The sequence below is a fragment of the Spiroplasma endosymbiont of Dactylopius coccus genome, from assembly GCF_977110965.1.
Genome location: NZ_OZ373019.1, coordinates 358,048 through 379,604, shown reverse-complemented (window position 1 = coordinate 379,604; position 21,557 = coordinate 358,048). Strand labels below are relative to the sequence as shown.

The following is a 21,557-nucleotide window of genomic DNA, read 5'->3' as shown; positions in this document are numbered from 1 at the left end:
AACTTAAATTAAGTTTAAAGAATTATATCATAATATCTAGAATATTTGGTGTTAAATTTTTATACATATTTTTAAAAGATAAAAAATAGTTATAAATAAATAAAACTACTCAATTGAGTAGTTTTATTTATCTTCTTCAATTTTTACTGTCATTTCTTGATCATCAAAAACAAATTTAACTTTTTTATCATCTTTTTTATTAACAGCATCACTGGGTTTATCATTTTTTTTATTTTCAAATAAAGGTTTTGGTTTTTTCTTTAATTCTTTTTCATTTTTTAAATAATATTTTTGAACTATATCAAAAAGTTCATTATTTAAACTACCATCTTTATATCTCTTTTTAAATTTATAAAAATACTTATAACGCTTATCTAAAATTATTGATTTAATTTCATTAAAGAGTATAAAAGCATTTCTACTTGAAAATTTATAATTATTTTTACCTATTTTTACTAAATTATCACTTATAATATTGTTTATTTTAAACTTAAATCTTTTTCTTTTAAAAAGAAAAATAACTAAAATAAAAATAAAAGTTAGCATTAATAATAATATTGATAATCCTATGATTATTCAGTCCTTTATTGAAAAATCTGATCAATTAACTAAAAACATTATATTTAAATTATTTTGCATATAAATAACCCCCTAAATTTTCTTAATATATAAATTTGCGTCATTTTATAAACAAGTTCTGCTTATCTTTTATTTTGGATAAATTACATTTAAAATTACACTTCCAATAACTAAAGGGTCATCATAAGTCATTTCAACTGTTAAAGTAGTTGGTTTAATGTTCATATTATTATATTTTAAATTACCTAAAATAATTTTTTCTTTTATTAAATTTGATTGTGGATTATTTTCAATTAGTCTCTCTTTAATAACCTCCTTTACAGTTTCTGAACTTGTCATTTTCAATTTGTCTTCAGTTTTTAATTGCAAATTTGTTTTGCTTTTTAAAATTACTGCTAAAATTTGTTTATTATCACTAATTGATGATTGTTTAGAGATCGAACCATTTGATTTTTTTTATTTTTTTCTTTCTCTTCTTCTTCTTTTTCTCTTTCTGTTTCAGCAATAGCTGTCATACCACCAGCAATGATGGCTCCAATTAAAGCTGCAGAGCCGATAAGACCAGCAATAATTTTTGTTGATTTCTTCTTCTTTTTCTTTTTTTCTTCATCTTCTTCTGACATAAATTACAAACCTCTTTTCTAAGCCCTTAAATTTTTTCTAATTTAATTTTACATGATTACAAATAATCTATTGACATTTTACTTTTATTAGATTAGAAATTTAGATAAACAATTAGTTGTATAAATTACTGATGTATTTTTTTATTTTTTGAAAATTAATAATCTTAAACATTAAAATAGTAATTATTATTACTTTTAATAAAGTTTTTTATCTTATTTTTTAAAGAACTTAGTAAAAATAAGATAAAATATTAATATTGCATTAAAGAAAAAGGTGAACGTATGTCATTTCAACAATTTAATTTACAACCATGACTAATTGAAAATTTAAAAAAAGAAAAACTAATTAATCCAACACCAGTCCAAACTGAAATCATTCCTTTAGCATTAACTAATAAAAACTTAATTATTAAAAGTGCTACTGGTAGTGGTAAAACTCATACTTATTTAATTCCAATTTTAAATAATTGTAATGTTACTTTAAAAGTAACACAAGCAGTTATTATTATACCTACTCGTGAACTTGCTCAACAAACGTTCAATTTTTTAAAAGCTTTAATCAAAGATCAAAATATTAGCATTGCTTGTTTAGTGGGTGGCAAAGATATTATTCGTCAAAGTAATAATTTAAGTAATAATCAACCACAAATTGTAATTGGTACTCCAACTAGATTAAAACGTTTATATGAACTTAATATGTTAGCAATTACTACTACTAACACTTTAGTTATTGATGAATGTGATATGTTATTTGATATGGGATTCATGGAAGATTTAAATTTTTTAATTACTAAAATGAATAAAAATACTCAAATTATGACTTTTTCAGCAACAATATTACCCCAACTAGTTACTTGATTAAAAAAATATATTACTAATGCTACTACAATTAGTATTGATAATAAATCTCAAAAAATTCAACATATCTTTATTAATCGTCATCATCAAGATAGTAAAAAACAACTACAATCATTATTAACAATGTTTGATCCTTATTTATGTTTAATTTTTGTTAATAACAAAGAAAATATTGAAGAAATTGCAAACGTCTTAATTGAAGAAAATAAAAAAGTAGCAATCTTACATGGTGGATTACCAGCACGAGAACGTTCTCAAACTTTTAAACGTATTAAAAATTTTGAATATCAATATGTTGTTTGTTCAGATATAGCAGCACGTGGTATTGATATTGAAGGGGTATCTCATGTTATCTCTTTACAATTACCGACAAATAATATAGAATATTATTTTCATCGAGCAGGACGAACAGGACGAGCTAACTATTCAGGTATTTCTTATGTATTTTATGATAAGAGTGATAATTCTACTATTCATAAGTTAAAAAATTTAAACGTTCCAATAGAATACTATAAAATTAAAGATAATAAGTTACTACCAGAAATTACTAATGACAACATCATTGCTCATAAACAAAAAATAGAAAGAAATAAAGAAGAACAATATGTTATTAATCGCTTTAAAAAAAATAAAAATGTAACTCCTGGTTATAAGAAAAAATTTAATAAAGATTTAGAAGCAATAAAAAAAGAAACAAGAAAACAACACATTAAAGCATCAATTAAGAAAATTAAAAAAACACAAGCAATTGCAAGAAGAAAAAAACTTTTTGATGAAAATTAATAATGAAAGAGGAAGCAAGATGGAAAATGACAAATTAATTATTGGATCTCATGTTTCAATGAAAGCACCAAAATATTTATTAGGTGCTCTTGAAGAAGCTCTAAGTTATAATGCCAATACGTTTATGTTTTATACAGGTGCTCCACAAAATACAATTCGTAAACCAACCAAAGCATTATTTATTAAAGAATTTACAGAAAAACTAATTGAAAAAAATATTAATATTAATAATCTTATTGTCCATGCTCCTTATATTATTAATCTGGCTAATAGTATTAACAAAAGTACTTACCAATTAGCAGTAGATTTCTTACGACAAGAAATAATTCGCTGTCAAGATATTGGCATTAAAACTTTGGTTTTACATCCAGGTAGCGCTGTTGGTGCTTTACCACAAACTGCTTTAGATCAAATTGTTAAAGGACTAAATGCAGCATGTTTAGAAAAACAAACTGTAAAAATTGCTTTGGAAACAATGTCAGGAAAAGGTAGTGAAGTAGGAACTACTTTTGAACAACTTCAATATATTATTAATAATGTAAAAAGGCCCGAACTAATTGGTGTTTGTTGAGATACTTGTCACTTATCTGATGCTGGTTATGATCTTAATAATAATTTAGAACAAGTAATACAACAATTTGATCAACTTATTGGATTAGATAAATTATTAGTTATTCATGTTAATGATTCTAAAAACCCAATCAATGCTCATAAAGATCGTCATGCTAACTTAGGAATGGGTTACCTTGGTTTTCAAACTTTAATTAACATTATTTATCATCCATTGTTGCTTACTAAAATAAAAATTTTAGAAACGCCATGAATTAATGGACATCCACCTTATTTACATGAAATTAAAATGATAAGAACAAAAAAATATAATAAAGAAATTTTAGAATCATTAGGAACTAGCAAATAATGAAAAGAATTGGTATTTTTGGTGGAACTTTTGATCCATTTCATAATCAACATTTAAATATTGCAAATACAGCTTATCATAAACTTTCACTTTATGAAGTTTGAATTTTACCAACAAAACAAAATCCGTTAAAAGACAGTGTCAGTGCCAGCGATCAACAAAGAGTCGATATGATTAATTTAGTTATTAAAAACTATTCTTGAATAAAATTAAATGATTATGAACTAACAAGTAAACAACCTAGTTATACTATTAATACTATTAACTACTTTATTGAAAACTATCCAAATCACAAATTCTTTTTTATTATCGGTTCTGATAATTTATATACCTTAAATAAATGACAAGGAATTGAACAGTTAATTAATTTAGTTAAAATTATTGTTGTTAATCGCCCTCATTATCGTAAAACATTAGAACTAATGTCAAAATACAAGTGTCAAAATTTAGTAGTTCGACCAAGTAGTGATATTAGCTCTGCCAAAATTAGAAATGGTGAAATTATTAATCAAATTGATATAAAAATTAATGATTATATTAACAATAATTTAATATATAGTTATGAGCGTTTAAAAGCAAATTTAGATAACAATAGAACTGAACATTGTATTAATGTTGGTAAAATGGCTGTTAAATTAGCAATTCATTATAACGAAGATGCTAATAAAGCCCTAATTGCAGGCACTTATCATGACCTTTGCAAACAATGAAGTAAAAATAAAATGACTAAATTTTTAACAAAATATAATAAAGAATTTTTACAAGAACCATTTCCAATTTGACATGGTTATGTAGCAGCATTGTATTTAAAAAATCATTATCAGTACCATGATGATTTAGTTCTTCATGCAATTGCTAAACATACTACTGGTGCAACTGAAATGAAACCTTTAGAATTAATAGTATTATTAGCAGATAAAATATCAATTGAACGTAACCATTATTATGTTGAAGAATTAAGAAAACTTGCCTTTCAAGATTTAACTGTTGCTTTTAAATACTATCTAGAAATTTTAAAAAAGCATTTAATAGAACAAAAAAAACCATTAAATAATAAGTTTTTAACAATATATGAAACGTGAAGTAATAAAAATTAATAAATAGTATCTATAGTAAAATACTTATTTATTAATTATTTAATATATAAATTAAAGAAAAGGGAAGTTTAATAAACTAAATAGTATTGTAATAATATAAACAAATAATTGTAACTAAGGAGTACTAATAATGAGTTTAGTGAGTAAAGAATTAGAAACCAAAAATGGAAAAACAGTTAAACTTAAAATAGATGATTCAAATTCAAATCAAGTTAAAAAAATAAATCTTATTTTTGGAGATAGTTTTATTGAAATGAAAAAAATGAAAAATGAATTAGTTGATTTTATATTTATCGATCCACCTTATTTTTTATCAAATGATGGTTATAGTGTTAACGCTGGCAAAAGAACATCTGTTAATAAAGGTGAATGAGATAAAAGTAAAGGTTTTATTGAAAATTATAAATTTCATCAAAAATGAATTAAAGAATGCAAAAGAATTTTAAAACCAAATGGAACTTTAATAATTACTGGAACTTATCATTCTATTTACATTTGTGGTTTTATTTTACAAGAACTAAATTTTCACATTCTTAATGACATAGCTTGATACAAACCTAATTGTACACCTAATATTGGTTGTAGAAATTTTACTGCTAGTCATGAAACATTAATATGAGCAAAAAAAGATAGTAATTCTAAACATGTTTTTAATTACAAAGATATGAAATATTCTAAATGAGAAGAAGATAATTTTAAGAATGAAGATAAGCAAATGCGAAGTGTTTGAGCAATAACTACCCCTAAACCATTTGAAAAAATTTATGGTAAACATCCTTCACAAAAACCATTAGATCTTTTAAAAAGAATTATAATTGCTTGTACTAATGAAAATGATATTGTCTTAGATCCGTTTATGGGTAGTGGCACAACTGGTCTTGCATGTAAAATGCACAATAGAAATTTCATAGGAATTGAAAATAATATTGAATATTTTAATCTAGCAAAAAAAGATTGGATAATAATGGTTAAAAATGGAATCGGTGGTGCAAATACAAAAACTGGTCTCGCTTTTGAAGGAGAAAAAGAGTTATATTCATTTTTTAAAAAACAGGAAAATTATGAAATTAAAAATATGATTCGAATCCACAATTTAAAAAGAAATGATGCATTTGAATTATTTTATATGGGAGAACATGTTGCTAATATTTTCAAAAAACATGCAATCTATGTTTATTTAGAAAAACACCACAATTTAAACTGAAATTACTTTTTATCAAAAAAATTACTACCAGATGACAGTATTTTTGTATATAAGAATAATACTTTTTTCATTATTGAAATTAAAACACAAAATGTTGCTGGAAGTGTTGATGAAAAACTACAAACTTGTGATTTTAAAAGAAAACAATGACAAAAACTTTTATCAATATTAAATTGCAAAATTGAATACTGATATTTATTAAGTGATTGATTTAAAAAACCAGAATATAAAGATACTTTAAATTATATAATAGATAGTAATTGTCGTTATTTTTTTAATTATATTCCATTAAAAGAATTGGGTTTACCACTATAACAAATAAAAATAAATTATTAATAAGGAGATCAAATATTATGTCCAAAAAAAATAAAACAAAAATTACTGCTTCGCCGACAAAAGAAAAAACAACAGCAAAAATAAAAAAAAGCGTGACTGATTATAATGAATTAAAAATAAAAAAAAGTGGTTTCTTAAGCGCAGTTATTAAATACTTTAAAAAATATCCACTACTTTATCTAATTGCAATACTAACCACTATTGCTTCTTCAATAATTTCAGTGATTATTCCTAAAATTACTAATAATTCTTTAGCTACCCCCGATGGTTTTCAATGAGAAAAAATTACTACTTTAGCTTATATTTTAATTAGTTTACAAATTGCATCAGGATTATTTATGTACTTTCGTAATTTAACAGGAAGCATCATTGGTGTTAAAGTTGAAATTGAATATCGAAATAAAGTTTTAAAACATTTACTAGATTTAGATATGTCATATTATGAAGACCGCAAAATTGGTGACACTTTAACAAAACTAATTAGTGATACTAGTGTTATTGGTGAAAATATGCAATCTATTCCTTTAACTATGCTTAGTTCAATTGTGACTTTTTTTGGTTCAATTTACGTTATTTTTTCTTTAAATTGACAATTATCATTAATTGTTTTAGGTATTGTTTTATCAATTTTAATAATATCAGTATTAAATGTTCAAATTATTCGTTATTTAAACTATAAATGAAGAAAAGTTTACACTGAAGTTAATGCTGATATTACTGATCGACTAAATACTATTACTTTAATTAAAAGTAATGCTACAGAAAAAAGTGAAAATAAAAGATTTTCTAATGAACATCTTAAATATTACCAAGCAGCAAAAAAAACTATTACTTTTGAAAGTTTTACTAGAGCATTACTAATTACATTGCTAACAGGAATTAACATTGTTGGTTTAGTTGCTGGTTTCATGTTTGTAAGTAAACACATCATTAGTGTTCCAACACTAATTGCTTTTTTATTAGCAGTCAACACTTTAATTTTCCCAGTTATTCAAAGTATTCAATTCTTAGGTAATTGAGCTAAAACATCAACTTCAATTTTAAGAGTTAATGAAATTCTTAATATTAAACCAAAAATAGTTAATAAAGAAAAAGCCTTACCAGTAAAACAAATTACTAGTGATATTATTTTTGAAAATGTTAATTTCCGCTATGATGAAAAAGAAGACTGAATTTTAAATAACTTCTCTTTCACTTTTGAAAAAGGTAAAAGTTATGCTATTGTTGGTGCAACTGGTGTCGGAAAAACTACTATTTCTAAGTTATTACTACGTTACTATGACCCCGCTAAAGGAAGAATTTTAATTAATAATAATACTGATTTACGTGATATTGACTTAGCACAATACTTACATCATATTGGCTATATTGAACAAAATCCACAAATTTTATTTGGCACATTTGCCGAAAACATTAGTTATACTAAGCAAGGAGCAACTTTAGAAGAAATCAAAATTGCTGCAAGTAAAGCTAACTTACATGATTACATTGAACAATTACCTAATGGTTATAATACAATTTTAGGTGAACGTGGGATTAACTTATCTGGTGGGCAAAAACAAAGAGTAGCTATTGCTCGTATCTTTTTAAAAAATCCAGAACTATTAATTTTAGATGAAGCTACTAGTGCCTTAGATAATATTGTCGAAAAGGAAATACAAGCACAATTTAATAAATTAATGATTGGTCGTACTAGTATTATTATTGCCCATCGTTTATCAACAATTAAAACTGTTGATAAGATTTTAGTTTTAGAAAAAGAAAAAGGTTTAGTTCAAGTTGGTACTTTTGATGAATTAAAAGTTAAAGAAGGTCACTTTAAACATTTATATGAAGCTGGAATTATGGGGTAAAATTTTAATATTTAACTTTACATTTATTTAATTTATGTTACTATATTTCTGTAACATAAATTAAAAAGGAGAAAGTATATGTTAACTAAAATTAAAATTAAAGGTTTTAAAAGTTTAACAAATGCAGAAATAGAATACTATACTCATAAAAATATAGCTAATAAAAATAAAAATGTTACTATAACACATAAATTAACTAATACTAATATTTTATATACATTTAATTTAGCTGGTATTATTGGTGGTAATGCAACTGGTAAATCTTCTTTTTTAGATGCAATATATATATAAGAAAATAGTTACTAATAAATTTGAAATTAATAAAAATACTATAAAAAATATATGTGGGTTTGAAAAGAAAAAAACTATTTAGTTTTGAATATATAATTAATAATAATTTATTAAAACATGATTTAGAATTTAGTGATGATTTCAAATTAATTAAAGAAAAATTATTTATTTTTGAAAAAATTAATAATGAAGTTACAGAATGAAAAACTATTTTTGAAAATTATAAAGATTATTGTTTATTATGAAGAGTAGCAACTATTTCTGAATATGAGGAAAAAATAACTTTTAAATTTGAAGAAAAAGAAGTTAATTTAATAAATAACTTATTTTTATTTATAAAAAATATTGAAATTTTTGATAATGTTTTTGGAGTTTATGAACACCATCATCTTAGAACCTGTTTAGGATCTTTTTTAACTTATTTTTGATTAAATTAATATCATAAATGTTATTTTATAGTTGAAAAATAAATTTTTAATCTATAAGTTGTCAAATGATAAAATCTTTTTAACAAAAAAATGACAAAGAAAATAAAATGTTAATTAACTGTCAGGTTAGAAATAATTATTCCCTTTTTTAGTTTAATTATGTTTAAAAGATTCCAAACAGGTTCTTACACATGATTTAAAGAAAATTTTTAAATCTAAAAATGACAAAAGTAAACAAGAATTAAAAAATTTAAAAATCCCAATTAAGGCTGTTGATCCAAATATTATTGATTTACAATATCATGGTTATGATGATGATATTATTGCAATTGTCAAAGATAAAAACAATAAAGAAATAAAAGTACCATTTGAAAATATATCGGAGGGAACAAAAAGATTTCTTTATTTAATGCCCAGAATTATGAATAATGATAAAAATAAAATATATATTATTGATGAAATTGAAAATTCGTTTCATCCAATTCCTACTTTTAATGAAATTAAAAGTAGGAATTAACATATATGAAAAATATTTAAAAATATTAAAATCATTTTTATTTACAAAAAGTTTAAATTATAATAAATATTTTATACAATATTTCATTTTTTTTATTATAATTTAGTAGACTATTAATAAACATATTTTATAAGGAGTGAAATATATATAATGTTAAAAATGAAAGGTATTGGTGCTAGTAATGGCATTGCTCTAGCCAAAGCATTAATTTTAAAACATGAAACTATCAAAACTAATCCTAAAAAAATTGATGAAAAAGAAATAGAAGGAGAAGTTAAAAAGTTACATGATGCCTTAAAAATAGCAGGTGATGAAATTAAACAACTCATCCAAAATACAACAAAAACTTTAGGTGAAGAAAAAGCCGCTGTTTTTGAAGCTCATTTTTTAGTAACAACTGATCCAGTATTAATTGAAGATACTGAAAAGTTAATTAAAGAAGAAAAATATAATGCTGCTAATGCTTTAGAAAGTACTGCTAATAAAGCAATTGCAACATTTCAATCAATGGATGATGATTATTTTCGTGAACGTGCTGCTGATGTTATTGATGTTCGTGATCGAATTTTACGTAAAATTTTAAATATTAAAACTATTGATTTAAGTGCAATTAAAGAAGAAACAATTATTGTTAGTCATGATCTAACACCTTCAGAAACAAGTCAATTGAATCCTAAATTTGTTAAAGGATTTTTATGTGATATTGGTGGTAGAACTTCTCATGCAGCAATTATGGCTCGTAGTCTTGGTATTCCAGCGGTTCTTGGATTAAAAAATGTTACTACAAAAGTAAAAAATAATCAATTTTGTGTATTAGATGGTAATACTGGTGAAATTGAAATTGATTTAAATAGTAGTGAAAAAAATAAATGAGTTGCTAAACAAAACGCATGAATTGAAGAACAAAAAGAATTATTAGTATTTAAAGGTAAATTAACTAAAACCAGTGATAATCATGAAGTAAAGTTAGAAGCAAATATTGGTTCACCTAAAGATATGATTAAAGCAATTGAATATGATGCACAAGGAGTAGGACTTTTTAGAAGTGAATTTCTTTATATGGAAAGTAGTGATTTTCCAAGTGAAGATATTCAATTTGAAGAATATAAAAAAGTATTGTCTGCTACTAAACATAAAGTTGTTATTAGAACTTTAGATATTGGTGGTGATAAAGAATTATCATATTTAGATTTACCAAAAGAAATGAATCCTTTTCTTGGTTATCGTGCCATTCGTTTGTGTTTAGATCGTAAAGATATTTTTAAAACTCAATTACGTGCTTTAATTCGTGCTTCAGCTTTTGGTAAATTAGCTATTATGTTTCCAATGATTGCCACTGTTGAAGAATTTAAAGCAGCTAAAGCATTATATGAAACTTGCAAAAAAGAATTGATTAAAGAAAAAGTTAAAGTTAGTGATGATATTCAAGTTGGAATGATGATTGAAATTCCAGCAGCAGCAGTTAATACCGAAACATTTGCTAAATATGCAGATTTCTTTTCAATTGGAACTAATGATTTAATTCAATATAGTTTAGCCGCTGATCGTATGTCAGAAAAAGTGTCTTATTTATATCAACCATATCATCCATCAATTTTACGTTTGATTAAGATGACAATTGATGGTGGACATAAATATAATCGTCCTGTTGCCATGTGTGGTGAAATGGCTGGTGATAAAATTGCTGTTCCACTACTAGTTGGTCTAGGGCTAGATGAATTTTCAATGTCTGCATCTAGTGTTTTAGAAACTAGAAAAATTATTAGTACTTTAAATAAAAAGGATACAGAAATATTAGCATCAAAAGCATTACAATGTGAAACCAATGAAGAAGTTAAATCATTAGTAGAAAAATTTTATCAAAAAAATAAAAATATTATTTATTTTTAAAGTTACATTATTTAATGTTAAAATTATAAACATCTAATTTACATAATTTTGAGGAGAATCGACATATGTTTTTCAAGAAAAAAAAACAATTACCTTTATTAATTTATGCGCCAGTTACTGGTAAAGTTATTAACCTTAGTAAAGTTGAAGATCCAGTATTTGCTCAGGAAATGTTAGGGACTGGTTTTGCTATTATTCCTGAATATAAAGATAAAGATGGAGTTGAATTTGTATCACCATTTGATGGAAAATTAGCAACAGTATTTAATACAGGACATGCTTATGGTATTAAAGATGTAAATACAGGTATTGAATGTTTAGTTCATATTGGTATTGATACTGTTGAATTAGCTGGTAAGGGCTTTGATATTAAAGTTGAACAAGGTAAACCAATTAAAAAATCAGAAGTAATGGTAATTGCTAATTTACAAGAAGTTAAGAATAAAGGTAAAAAAGTAACAACACCAATTGTTTTCACTAATGAAACAATGGAAGGTTATGTTGTAAAGCAAGTAGTAAAAGATGATGAACAAGTAACGGTTGGTCAATTAATTGCTGAAGTCACTAAGAAATAAATATTTTTATTAAAACAAAACCTTAAATGGTTTTGTTTTAATAAAAACAAAATTAATTTGATAAAATATTAGTAAGTATTTATATATTATTGGAGGGTATCATTTATTATGGATAATTTTTGGCAACATTATTGATGAGCAGTACTTATTGTAGTTTTAGCTATGTTAATAATACTTTATATTTTATATAGAATTTATCAAATTTTCCATATTGATTATCACTGAGAACTGAATCGTCATTTTCCACAATGAAGTAATGAGGGAATCATTACTAGGGATAACTATTTTTTACATACTGAATTTAAATTTGTTGATAATAGTAAATATATTATTATTGGTATTCATGGTATGGGTGCCTCTTTAACAGACTTTAAAACAGCTGCTAAGTTTTTTACTAAACATGGTATTTCATTTTTAAGTTTTGATCAACGAGGTTGAGGAGAAAATGAAAAATGAAAATATCATACTTTAGGAACAACTATTAATGATATTAAAGATATTATAACGGTTTTGAATGAACGTTATCCTAATAAAAAAATTTTATTAATGGGTGAATCATTAGGTTCGGCGTTAACAGCATTAGCAATTAAAAGATTACCAAAAATGATTGATGGTGCAATTTTAACTAATTTTGTTACTAAGAAACAAATATTTAAAATAAAACCTTCATTAGTTTGTCATGCAATTTGAGGATTTCTATTTTATAAACATCATCCATTACCTATTACTTTTGATATGGAAACAATTTCTATTAACTCTAATTATATTAAAAAAGGGAAAATTAGAGCAATGACTAATATGAAATTTACATTATTATTTTCTTTACAAGCACAAAAATTAAGTAAACAAGTACCAAAAAATCTTAATAATGCTAAATGTCCGGTTTTGATTGTTCAATCTGCAAAAGATATATTTGCCGATTTTGATAAAATTGAAAAAAATAATAAACGTTGAAGACAGGGGATAACTTATAGTTTTTATGAAGAAGGTAATCATGCAATTTTAAATGAACCCAATATTAATATTATTTTAGAAGATGTTTTAACTTGAATAGAAAAAGAACATATATAATGATTATTTATGTTATTAGATCAAAAAAATAATTAGAAAATTTAAAAATAGTAAATAATAGTTGATTGAGTAATTTTTAACTTATAGTTATAATAGTATTTATAATTTAATAATTGTTCATACCTAGTATAGTAATTTAACTATACTAGGTTTTATTAAATTAAAATTATATGTGAAAAGGAAGATAAAAATTATGAATATTATTGCAGATCAAAAAGAATTAATGAATAGAATTGAAGGTTTATTAGAACCTGTTTGGAATCTTTTAAACATAATTAAACTAAAAAAGGGAATAATTATTTCTAACCTGACAGTTAATTAACATTTTATTTTCTTTGTCATTTTTTTTGTTAAAAAGATTTTATCATTTGACAACTTATCGATTAAAAATTTATTTTTCAACTATAAAATAACATTTATGATATTAATTTAATCAAAAATAAGTTAAAAAAGATCCTAAACAGGTTCTTAGAAGAAATTGAAAATAAAATTGAAGTAGAAAGAAGAATTGATAAAACTAAAAAAGAAATATTAGGTGATATTTCAGATTCTGTAGGTACTCCTCCTATATGCAAACAGTTGGACTAGTGCAATATATTAAACATGGATGGGTTACACTTTATTGGACACTAATTACGTAGACAAGTGAACAAATTAGTGAAAAGAAAGGAAGTATAATTATGGCCAATATTAACTCATATTCAGATGAATTTAAAAAACAAATAGTAGCTTTATATCAAAGCGGTAAGTCAGTGTCTTGTCTTGCTAAAGAGTACAATGTTACAAGAGCAGCTACTTATAATTGAATTAAGCAATTTACTAATTCAGGTAGTTTTAAAACTAAAGATAATCGTTCTGTTGAAGAAAATGAATTAATTAAATTAAGAAAAGAATTAAAACAATTAAGAATGGAAAATGATATTTTAAAGCAAGCAGCACTAATAATAGGCAGAAAGTAGAAATTATTGCTAAAAATAAAGTTAAATATAAAATTCGCACAATGTGTCGTTTTTTGAAAATATCTAAATCAACATATTATTTTAACTTAAAGAAAAAAGAAAATAAAATCAAAAATAATATCTATGATGAAGCTGTTATTAGTGCTTTTAAAGAAAATAAAGAAGTTTATGGTACTAGAAGATTAAAAAAAATTTTAGAAAACCAAGAAATTTATTTATCACGCAGAAAAATTAAAGAAATTATGAATAAGCATAATTTAATATCAAAATACACTAAATTATCATTCAAAAATCATCATAATAAAGTCAATAATAGTCAAATAACCAATCTTGTTAATAGAAACTTTAATAATAGGGTTAAAAATGAAGTTATTGTTAGTGATTTAACTTACGTTCACGTTAATGGTAAATGAAACTATATTTGCCTATTAATAGACCTATTTAACCGCGAAATTATTGGATATAGTGTTGGAGTTAAAAAAGATGCATTACTAGTATATCAAGCATTTATGCAATCAAATCGCTGTTTAAAAAATATCCAAATATTTCATAGTGATCGAGGTAATGAATTTAACAATAAAATTATTAATAATCTTTTATTAGAATTCAATATTACTCGATCTTTAAGCAAAAAAGGTTGTCCTTATGATAATGCTGTTGCTGAAGCAACTTTTAAAACTTTCAAAACTGAATTTATTAATGATAAAAATTTTACATCATTAATCCAATTAAAATTAGAATTATTTGATTATATCAATTGATACAACAACATAAGAATCCATAGCACTTTAAACTACTTAACTCCTATCAAATATCAAGAACAAGTGTCTACCAAAAAATAGTCCTAAAAAGTGTTGCCATTCCAATTTTTTCATATTATTAACAACCTCCCTCCTTTATTTTTTGTTATTATAATTTTACATGATTTTAAAAACTAGTTATTTATGTATATATCTTTTCATATATTGTTAAGTGATAGTTTAATATATTTATAACATTATCTGCAACTTTCGATTTAATTTTATTTAAACTTTGGTATACTAAAACATAGTAAATAGTTTATAAGCAAAAGATAGGTGAATAAATAATATTATGAGTATCGATAAAAAATACATTAGAAATTTTTCAATTATTGCCCATATTGATCATGGTAAATCAACTTTGGCTGATCGTATTTTAGAATTAACTAATGCTGTTTCAAAAAGGGAAATGAAAAATCAATTGTTAGATTCACTAGATTTAGAACGTGAACGTGGCATTACAATTAAATTAAATAGTGTACAACTTAAATATCAATCATTAGATGGTCATACTTATTTGCTTCACTTAATTGATACTCCAGGTCATGTTGACTTTACTTATGAAGTATCGCGTAGTTTAGCAGCATGTGAAGGTGCCATTTTAGTAGTTGATGCTGCTCAGGGTATTGAAGCACAAACTTTAGCAAATGTATATTTAGCATTAGATAATGATTTAGAAATTATTCCTGTTATTAATAAAATAGATTTACCAAGTGCTGAACCAGAAAAAGTTAAGGAAGAAATTGAAAAAGTATTGGGTTTACCTGCTGATTATGCGTCTTTAATTTCTGCAAAAACAGGTATTAATATTCGCGATGTTTTAGAAGCAGTTATTAAATATATTCCTTATCCAATTGATGCTGATGATAATGAACCATTGCGTGCTTTAATTTTTGATTCATTATATGATAAATATCGTGGAGTGATGGCATTTATTAGAATCAAAACTGGTGTAATTAAAGTTGGCGATAAAGTAAGAATGATGTCAACTGGTGCCGAATATGAAATTACTGAATTAGGAGTACGCACACCAAAAGAAGAAAAGAGAGAAATGTTAACAGCTGGTGAAGTTGGTTGAATTAGTGGTGCAATTAAAATAATTAGTGATATTCATGTTGGTGATACGATTACTAGTGTTATTAATCCTGCTGATGCACCATTATCGGGTTATAAAACTTTAAAACCAATGGTTTATTGTGGTTTATATCCAATTGATACTAATAAATATCAAGAATTAAAGGATGCATTATATAAAATTCAATTATCGGATGCCTCATTAATTTTTACTGCTGAAACATCACAAGCATTAGGTTTTGGTTTTCGTTGTGGTTTTTTAGGGTTATTACATATGGATGTTATTCAAGAACGTTTAGAGCGTGAATATAATTTAGTTTTAATTTCAACAGCTCCTTCTGTAATTTATGAAGTAAATTTAACTAATGGTGAAAAGTTAATAATTGATAATCCAGCAAAATGACCAACTGTGCAGACAATTAAAAGTGTAGAAGAACCATTTGTGCAAGTAACAATAATGACACCAGAACAATATGTTGGTGCATTGATGCAATTATGTCAGGATAAACGTGGAACTTATTTAGATTTAAAATATGCTGATAATTTACGAAGAACTCTTATTTATAATATGCCACTGAATGAAATTGTCATTGATTTTTTTGATAAATTAAAATCAATATCAAAAGGTTATGCTTCATTAGATTATGAATTAATTGGTTATCAGGAAAGTAAATTAGTGAAAATGGATATTTTATTAGCAGGTAATATTGTTGATGCATTATCTGTTATTGTTCATAAGGATTTTGCTTATGATCGTGGGCGTGTTTTATGTGAAAAATTAAAAAAATTAATTCCAAAACAAAATTTTGAAGTTGCTATTCAGGCTGCTATTAATAATAAAATTATTGCTCGTCAAACTGTGCAAGCAGTTAGAAAAGATGTTATTGCTAAATGTTATGGTGGTGATATTACAAGAAAAAGAAAACTTTTAGAAAAACAAAAAGAAGGAAAGAAAAAAATGAAATCGATTGGTAATGTTGAATTACCACCAGAAGCATTTCGTGCTGTTTTAAAAATAGATGAAGAAAATTAATAAAAAAGTTATAAATATTTGATTTGTTTTTTTCTAAATTGGATTATTTGAAAATAAAAAATTAATTGATCTATTTAAGTCAATTAATTTTTTATTTTCATAAAGCATATTTTGAAATAAAAATGAGATTTCTCACAATTTTATGTTAAATATATAGTATTTTTTTTAATTCTGCAATTATTTCCATTTTAATTTTTATGTAATTTTTTTGCATTTCAATATTAATTAAATTCTCTTGACTTTTTAAATGATTATTTTCTAAATTATTTTTTATTATTGCGTGACACTCAATTTCTCTAGAGTAATTTTTAATCATATTTTTTATGTTATTAATCATTTTATATTCCCCATTTCAAAGTTTTATAAATAATTTATTTATATTTTTTATTATATCATTTTATTTATAAAAATTATAAATAAAATGATATAATTTTCTATAATAAATCTAGTATTCATAGAAAAATAAATTAAAAGCAAGTTTAAATAAAATGATATAATAAAAAAACAATTCCCTAAGAAATTGATAAAATTTTAATTTATAATAAGTATATTAATAATAATTACTTAAATGGGGAGTAGGGGGTTATGTGAAAATTTTATTAAAAATAATTGATTGTTTGAACCCAATTTCTATTTTTAAAAGTATTAAAAAGTATATAGAAAATAGAGCTAAGATTGAAGCAAAATTAATTGATAAAGAAAAGCAAAGACAACATGAAAAAGATTTACAAGATTCTAGATTTAAACATGAATCACTTGAAAATGAAAAAGACAGAAAATTACAAAAAGAATTAGCTGAAGAAAAAACTAAAAGATTAGGGTTAATATTAGAAAATAAATTAATTATAAATAGACAAAATTATTATTTAAAACATGATAATAATCCTAATCTATTGAAGGTGATTTTAAGGAGTTTTGATAATGGATTTAAATATTAACAAAAATTTAAAAACAAAAGTTTTAAATAATTTTTTAAATTTATTAGCAATTAATTTAGTAGATACTTATTTAGAAACCTTAAAAAAATATAAATCAAAAGATGTAGATGAATTAGTATTAAATTTTTTAGATCAAGTAGTTTATTTAGTGGATGAAGAAATTGATATAACAAACGTTAAAAATAGTTCTAAAATATCCAAAATGAATACTAAACAAAAAGAAAAATTTAATAATGCTTTAAGAAAAGATAATAAATATCGAAAAATGTGTTCAGTTCTTAATTTTATATATCGAGTAATAAAAGAAGAAGAAACACAAAAGCAAGTATTCAATAATATATATCATTTTTATGAAAAATCTGATGCTGAAACTTTAGAAATATTTTCTAATGATTATAAAGAAAAAGAAAAATTTGATTTTTTTAAAGAAATAAAATTAAAGTTAAAAAATAGTAATAGTTTTTTATATAAATCAAATTTACAAGCAAATATATAAGTTTAATATATTTATAAAGTATCTTTAAAAACATCTCTAATAAAATATTAGAGATGTTTTATGAATAAACAAAATTATAAAAAATTAAAATTGGTAATGTTTAGTAATCTGTGTAACTTACAAAAATAACTATGTTTAATTAATTCTATAATAAACCTAGAAAGAGTGAATTACAGATGGCTAAAAAGCAAAATATTAATAATAATGATCCAATATCAAAAGCAGTAGATTTATTATTAGAAAATACTGAAGATTTAACAACAGTTTTTAAAGAGGGAGGTTTGTATAAAGAATTAACAAAAAGATTAGTAGAAAAAATGTTGAATTCTGAGATGCAAATGGATGGGTTACACTTTATTGGACACTAATTACGTAGACAAGTGAACAAATTAGTGAAAAGAAAGGAAGTATAATTATGGCCAATATTAACTCATATTCAGATGAATTTAAAAAACAAATAGTAGCTTTATATCAAAGCGGTAAGTCAGTGTCTTGTCTTGCTAAAGAGTACAATGTTACAAGAGCAGCTACTTATAATTGAATTAAGCAATTTACTAATTCAGGTAGTTTTAAAACTAAAGATAATCGTTCTGTTGAAGAAAATGAATTAATTAAATTAAGAAAAGAATTAAAACAATTAAGAATGGAAAATGATATTTTAAAGCAAGCAGCACTAATAATAGGCAGAAAATAAAAATTATTGTCAAAAATAAAGTTAAATATAAAATTCGCACAATGTGTCGTTTTTTGAAAATATCTAAATCAACATATTATTTTAACTTAAAGAAAAAAGAAAATAAAATCAAAAATAATATGTATGATGAAGCTGTTATTAGTGCTTTTAAAGAAAATAAAGAAGTTTATGGTACTAGAAGATTAAAAAAAATTTTAGAAAACCAAGAAATTTATTTATCAAGAAGAAAAATTAAAGAAATTATGAATAAGCATAATTTAATATCAAAATACACTAAATTATCATTCAAAAATCATCATAATAAAGTCAATAATAGTCAAATAACCAATCTTGTTAATAGAAACTTTAATAATAGGGTTAAAAATGAAGTTATTGTTAGTGATTTAACTTACGTTCAAGTTAATGGTAAATGAAACTATATTTGCCTATTAATAGACCTATTTAACCGCGAAATTATTGGACATAGTGTTGGAGTTAAAAAAGATGCATTACTAGTATATCAAGCATTTATGCAATCAAATCGCTGTTTAAAAGATATCCAAATATTTCATAGTGATCGAGGTAATGAATTTAACAATAAAATTATTAATAATCTTTTATTAGCATTCAATATTACTCGATCTTTAAGCAAAAAAGGTTGTCCTTATGATAATGCTGTTGCTGAAGCAACTTTTAAAACTTTCAAAACTGAATTTATTAATGATAAAAATTTTACATCATTAATCCAATTAAAATTAGAATTATTTGATTATATCAATTGATACAACAACATAAGAATCAACAGCACTTTAAACTACTTAACTCCTATCAAATATCAAGAACAAGTGTCTACCAAAAAATAGTCCTAAAAAGTGTTGCCATTCCAAATATCTATAAGCATAAGTTTCTGCACTACCTTTTGCTTTTGCTATATCTGTATTTTTAGCACAAGCAAAAATATTAAATTCTTCTCTAAATTCTATATTATCTAAATCAATAATTGAATATTTTTTTTGATATGAAACTTCTATTTCTTTTGTTACATTTTGTATTTTATTATTATTTTTATCCATAAATTCTTTAATATTTTCTATTTTATTTATATTCATATTTTCTGAATTATCTGAATGTAAAATTAATATATTTAATTCTCTACACAATACTTTTAATTTATTAAAAATATCACTTAATAATCAATATTTATAATTACCATGAGTATTAAAACCATTTTTAGGTGTACTACCAATTTCTAATTGTAATTTAAGTATTTTTTTATATAAATTATTCATTATTTATCACTTTTTCTATTTATTGCATTTTTAATTAAACCTCTTATAAATTTTGTAATTGTAATATTTTTACTTTGACAAAAATCTTTAATTTCTTGTTTTTCAATATCAGAAACACGAATTCTTATAAAATTATTTAATAATATTTTATCTTTTGAAATTTTATTTCTAGGTGTCATATTTATTCATCTCCTTTAACCTTTAAAAACTCTTTTATAATCAATAATTGCTTGTTCTAATTTATTTACATCTTCATATGTAAAATAATCATTATAAGTTTTTAAATCACCATCATCATCAATTGTAATTTCTCAATTTTCATATTTACTATTAAATTCTTCTTGTAATTCTTCAAATTTTTCTATTAATTTCATTGCATTTTGTAATTCTAATTGATTCATTTTTTTTACACTCCTTTAAAATTTTCTAATTGTAATTCATTAATATAATATTCATATAAATAATCTCAATTATCACTTGTTAAAAACATATCGTTTTCAATCATGTCATTAATACATTTATTACAATAATATGTATTTTCTAATTCACTAAATCAAATATATTTTTCATTATGAATATTACATTTCATTTTTTTCACCAATTAATTTATAAAAACATTTATTACAAGTTTGATTTGCAAATGATGAATTTTTATTACATATATCACATGAACCAAATATTTTTTCAATTTCTTCATATTTTAAATATATTCTTTTATCTTCTTTTAAATTCAACATAAATTAATTCTCTCTTTATATAATTTTTAATATTTCTTGTATTTCAATATATTTTTGATTTTTTAGTAATTTTTCATTACATAAATTTTTTATTAATTCTATTTTTTCAACATTTAATAACATATTAATTTCCTTTAATACTTTAAATAAAATATTTTTTCATTATGAGTATTTATATCTTTCATTGGTGTAACAATATAATTAATCGCTAAATCATTATCTTTATATGGATTATTTATTTTAAAACTTTTCATATCTTGTTCTCATGTAATGTTATATTTAAAACATTTTTGATTTTTATCATTTGTAAAAATATAATAACCATTATATTGTTCATTAAGTTTTTCATCACAAGCTATTAATTCATTTTCATTTGTAGTAATATCTGAAATATTTTTTATATATTTTAAAATATCACTACCTTTAATACTTTCAATATCTTTTGTAATTGATTTTTTACCTAATTTATAATTAAAATCTTCAATTATTTTTAATTTTATTTTTTTATTTTTTTCATCAATAGTAGTATATTGT

25 protein-coding genes and 1 pseudogene are annotated in these 21,557 nt (G+C 23.2%); 18 read left to right on the top strand and 8 right to left on the bottom strand.

Features of this window, described 5'->3' with window-relative positions; genetic code table 4:
• Positions 1–123: 123 nt before the first annotated feature.
• The 3 genes from ACXUB0_RS02475 to ACXUB0_RS02465 form a co-directional block, all read right to left on the bottom strand.
• On the bottom strand, positions 124–639 hold the full coding sequence (locus tag ACXUB0_RS02475) for a hypothetical protein (protein ID WP_252320024.1): 516 nt from the start codon (positions 637–639) through the stop codon (positions 124–126).
• Positions 640–708: 69 nt separating this feature from the next.
• The gene (locus ACXUB0_RS02470) at positions 709–918 is read right to left on the bottom strand and encodes a hypothetical protein (RefSeq protein ID WP_458257661.1); all 210 of its coding nucleotides are present in this window, start codon (positions 916–918) and stop codon (positions 709–711) included.
• Positions 919–974: 56 nt separating this feature from the next.
• Complete coding sequence (locus ACXUB0_RS02465; RefSeq protein ID WP_458257660.1) at positions 975–1,202, bottom strand: hypothetical protein; 228 nt, start codon at positions 1,200–1,202, stop codon at positions 975–977.
• Between the two features lie 282 nt (positions 1,203–1,484).
• Between ACXUB0_RS02465 and ACXUB0_RS02460 the strand changes: the two genes are divergently transcribed.
• The 18 genes and pseudogenes from ACXUB0_RS02460 to ACXUB0_RS02375 all read left to right on the top strand — a co-directional run bounded on the left by ACXUB0_RS02460 (position 1,485) and on the right by ACXUB0_RS02375 (position 19,860).
• Positions 1,485–2,843 carry a DEAD/DEAH box helicase gene (locus ACXUB0_RS02460; RefSeq protein WP_458257659.1) on the top strand — a complete coding sequence of 453 codons (1,359 nt, stop codon included), beginning with the start codon at positions 1,485–1,487 and terminating at the stop codon, positions 2,841–2,843.
• 19 nt (positions 2,844–2,862) lie between these two features.
• Positions 2,863–3,762 carry a deoxyribonuclease IV gene (locus tag ACXUB0_RS02455; RefSeq protein ID WP_252320030.1) on the top strand — a complete coding sequence of 300 codons (900 nt, stop codon included), beginning with the start codon at positions 2,863–2,865 and terminating at the stop codon, positions 3,760–3,762.
• The gene (locus tag ACXUB0_RS02450; RefSeq protein ID WP_458257658.1) at positions 3,762–4,859 is read left to right on the top strand and encodes a nicotinate-nucleotide adenylyltransferase; all 1,098 of its coding nucleotides are present in this window, start codon (positions 3,762–3,764) and stop codon (positions 4,857–4,859) included. The genes ACXUB0_RS02455 and ACXUB0_RS02450 overlap by 1 nt, the downstream gene beginning before the upstream one ends.
• 130 nt (positions 4,860–4,989) lie before the next feature.
• The gene (locus ACXUB0_RS02445; protein WP_458257657.1) at positions 4,990–6,378 is read left to right on the top strand and encodes a DNA-methyltransferase; all 1,389 of its coding nucleotides are present in this window, start codon (positions 4,990–4,992) and stop codon (positions 6,376–6,378) included.
• A 38-nt stretch (positions 6,379–6,416) separates the two neighbouring features.
• Positions 6,417–8,252, top strand: coding sequence for an ABC transporter ATP-binding protein (locus ACXUB0_RS02440; protein ID WP_458257656.1), 1,836 nt, complete (start codon positions 6,417–6,419; stop codon positions 8,250–8,252).
• A 78-nt stretch (positions 8,253–8,330) separates the two neighbouring features.
• Positions 8,331–8,543 carry a hypothetical protein gene (locus tag ACXUB0_RS02435; protein WP_458257655.1) on the top strand — a complete coding sequence of 71 codons (213 nt, stop codon included), beginning with the start codon at positions 8,331–8,333 and terminating at the stop codon, positions 8,541–8,543.
• A 59-nt stretch (positions 8,544–8,602) separates the two neighbouring features.
• The gene (locus ACXUB0_RS02430) at positions 8,603–8,980 is read left to right on the top strand and encodes a hypothetical protein (RefSeq protein WP_458257654.1); all 378 of its coding nucleotides are present in this window, start codon (positions 8,603–8,605) and stop codon (positions 8,978–8,980) included.
• Between the two features lie 148 nt (positions 8,981–9,128).
• Complete coding sequence (locus tag ACXUB0_RS02425) at positions 9,129–9,488, top strand: AAA family ATPase (protein WP_458258779.1); 360 nt, start codon at positions 9,129–9,131, stop codon at positions 9,486–9,488.
• Positions 9,489–9,638: 150 nt separating this feature from the next.
• Positions 9,639–11,378: a phosphoenolpyruvate--protein phosphotransferase gene (gene ptsP / locus ACXUB0_RS02420; protein ID WP_458257653.1), complete on the top strand. Its 1,740-nt coding sequence runs from the start codon at positions 9,639–9,641 to the stop codon at positions 11,376–11,378.
• Positions 11,379–11,443: 65 nt separating this feature from the next.
• The gene (locus ACXUB0_RS02415) at positions 11,444–11,953 is read left to right on the top strand and encodes a PTS sugar transporter subunit IIA (RefSeq protein WP_458257652.1); all 510 of its coding nucleotides are present in this window, start codon (positions 11,444–11,446) and stop codon (positions 11,951–11,953) included.
• A gap of 108 nt (positions 11,954–12,061) precedes the next feature.
• Positions 12,062–13,024: an alpha/beta hydrolase gene (locus tag ACXUB0_RS02410; RefSeq protein ID WP_338987409.1), complete on the top strand. Its 963-nt coding sequence runs from the start codon at positions 12,062–12,064 to the stop codon at positions 13,022–13,024.
• A 193-nt stretch (positions 13,025–13,217) separates the two neighbouring features.
• On the top strand, positions 13,218–13,346 hold the full coding sequence (locus tag ACXUB0_RS02405) for a hypothetical protein (RefSeq protein ID WP_458257651.1): 129 nt from the start codon (positions 13,218–13,220) through the stop codon (positions 13,344–13,346).
• 358 nt (positions 13,347–13,704) lie between these two features.
• Positions 13,705–14,825, top strand: a protein-coding gene (locus ACXUB0_RS02400) for an IS3 family transposase (protein ID WP_458257650.1) whose coding sequence is annotated in 2 segments (ribosomal slippage) — positions 13,705–13,981 and positions 13,981–14,825 — 1,122 coding nt in all. Because the reading frame shifts where the segments join, the coding sequence is not laid out codon by codon here.
• Between the two features lie 256 nt (positions 14,826–15,081).
• Positions 15,082–16,890 carry a translation elongation factor 4 gene (gene lepA, locus ACXUB0_RS02395; RefSeq protein WP_458258778.1) on the top strand — a complete coding sequence of 603 codons (1,809 nt, stop codon included), beginning with the start codon at positions 15,082–15,084 and terminating at the stop codon, positions 16,888–16,890.
• A 587-nt stretch (positions 16,891–17,477) separates the two neighbouring features.
• Positions 17,478–17,828 carry a hypothetical protein gene (locus ACXUB0_RS02390; protein ID WP_458257649.1) on the top strand — a complete coding sequence of 117 codons (351 nt, stop codon included), beginning with the start codon at positions 17,478–17,480 and terminating at the stop codon, positions 17,826–17,828.
• Complete coding sequence (locus ACXUB0_RS02385) at positions 17,812–18,324, top strand: hypothetical protein (RefSeq protein WP_458257648.1); 513 nt, start codon at positions 17,812–17,814, stop codon at positions 18,322–18,324. Before ACXUB0_RS02390 ends, ACXUB0_RS02385 begins: the two co-directional genes overlap by 17 nt.
• 176 nt (positions 18,325–18,500) lie before the next feature.
• Positions 18,501–18,689: pseudogene (locus tag ACXUB0_RS02380) on the top strand (IS256 family transposase); the annotation flags it as partial.
• A 50-nt stretch (positions 18,690–18,739) separates the two neighbouring features.
• Positions 18,740–19,860 (top strand): IS3 family transposase gene (locus tag ACXUB0_RS02375; RefSeq protein ID WP_458257647.1). Its coding sequence is split into 2 segments (ribosomal slippage): positions 18,740–19,016 and positions 19,016–19,860, totalling 1,122 coding nucleotides; the frame shifts between segments, so codons are not numbered across the junction.
• On the opposite strand, the gene ACXUB0_RS02370 is transcribed toward ACXUB0_RS02375, so the two are convergent.
• The 5 genes from ACXUB0_RS02370 to ACXUB0_RS02350 are packed head-to-tail and all read right to left on the bottom strand — an operon-like array spanning position 19,816 to position 21,023.
• Positions 19,816–20,286 (bottom strand): ERF family protein, encoded by a 471-nt coding sequence (locus ACXUB0_RS02370; protein ID WP_458257646.1) that lies wholly within the window; start codon positions 20,284–20,286, stop codon positions 19,816–19,818. The genes ACXUB0_RS02375 and ACXUB0_RS02370 overlap by 45 nt on opposite strands.
• Positions 20,286–20,465, bottom strand: coding sequence for a hypothetical protein (locus ACXUB0_RS02365; protein WP_458257645.1), 180 nt, complete (start codon positions 20,463–20,465; stop codon positions 20,286–20,288). The genes ACXUB0_RS02370 and ACXUB0_RS02365 overlap by 1 nt, the downstream gene beginning before the upstream one ends.
• A 15-nt stretch (positions 20,466–20,480) precedes the next feature.
• Positions 20,481–20,687, bottom strand: a complete 207-nt coding sequence (locus ACXUB0_RS02360) for a hypothetical protein (RefSeq protein ID WP_458257465.1) — start codon at positions 20,685–20,687, stop codon at positions 20,481–20,483.
• A gap of 5 nt (positions 20,688–20,692) precedes the next feature.
• A complete protein-coding gene (locus ACXUB0_RS02355) occupies positions 20,693–20,875 on the bottom strand; it encodes a hypothetical protein (protein WP_458257466.1) in 183 nt (60 codons plus the stop codon).
• Positions 20,865–21,023: a hypothetical protein gene (locus ACXUB0_RS02350; RefSeq protein WP_458257467.1), complete on the bottom strand. Its 159-nt coding sequence runs from the start codon at positions 21,021–21,023 to the stop codon at positions 20,865–20,867. Before ACXUB0_RS02350 ends, ACXUB0_RS02355 begins: the two co-directional genes overlap by 11 nt.
• Positions 21,024–21,557 lie beyond the last annotated feature (534 nt).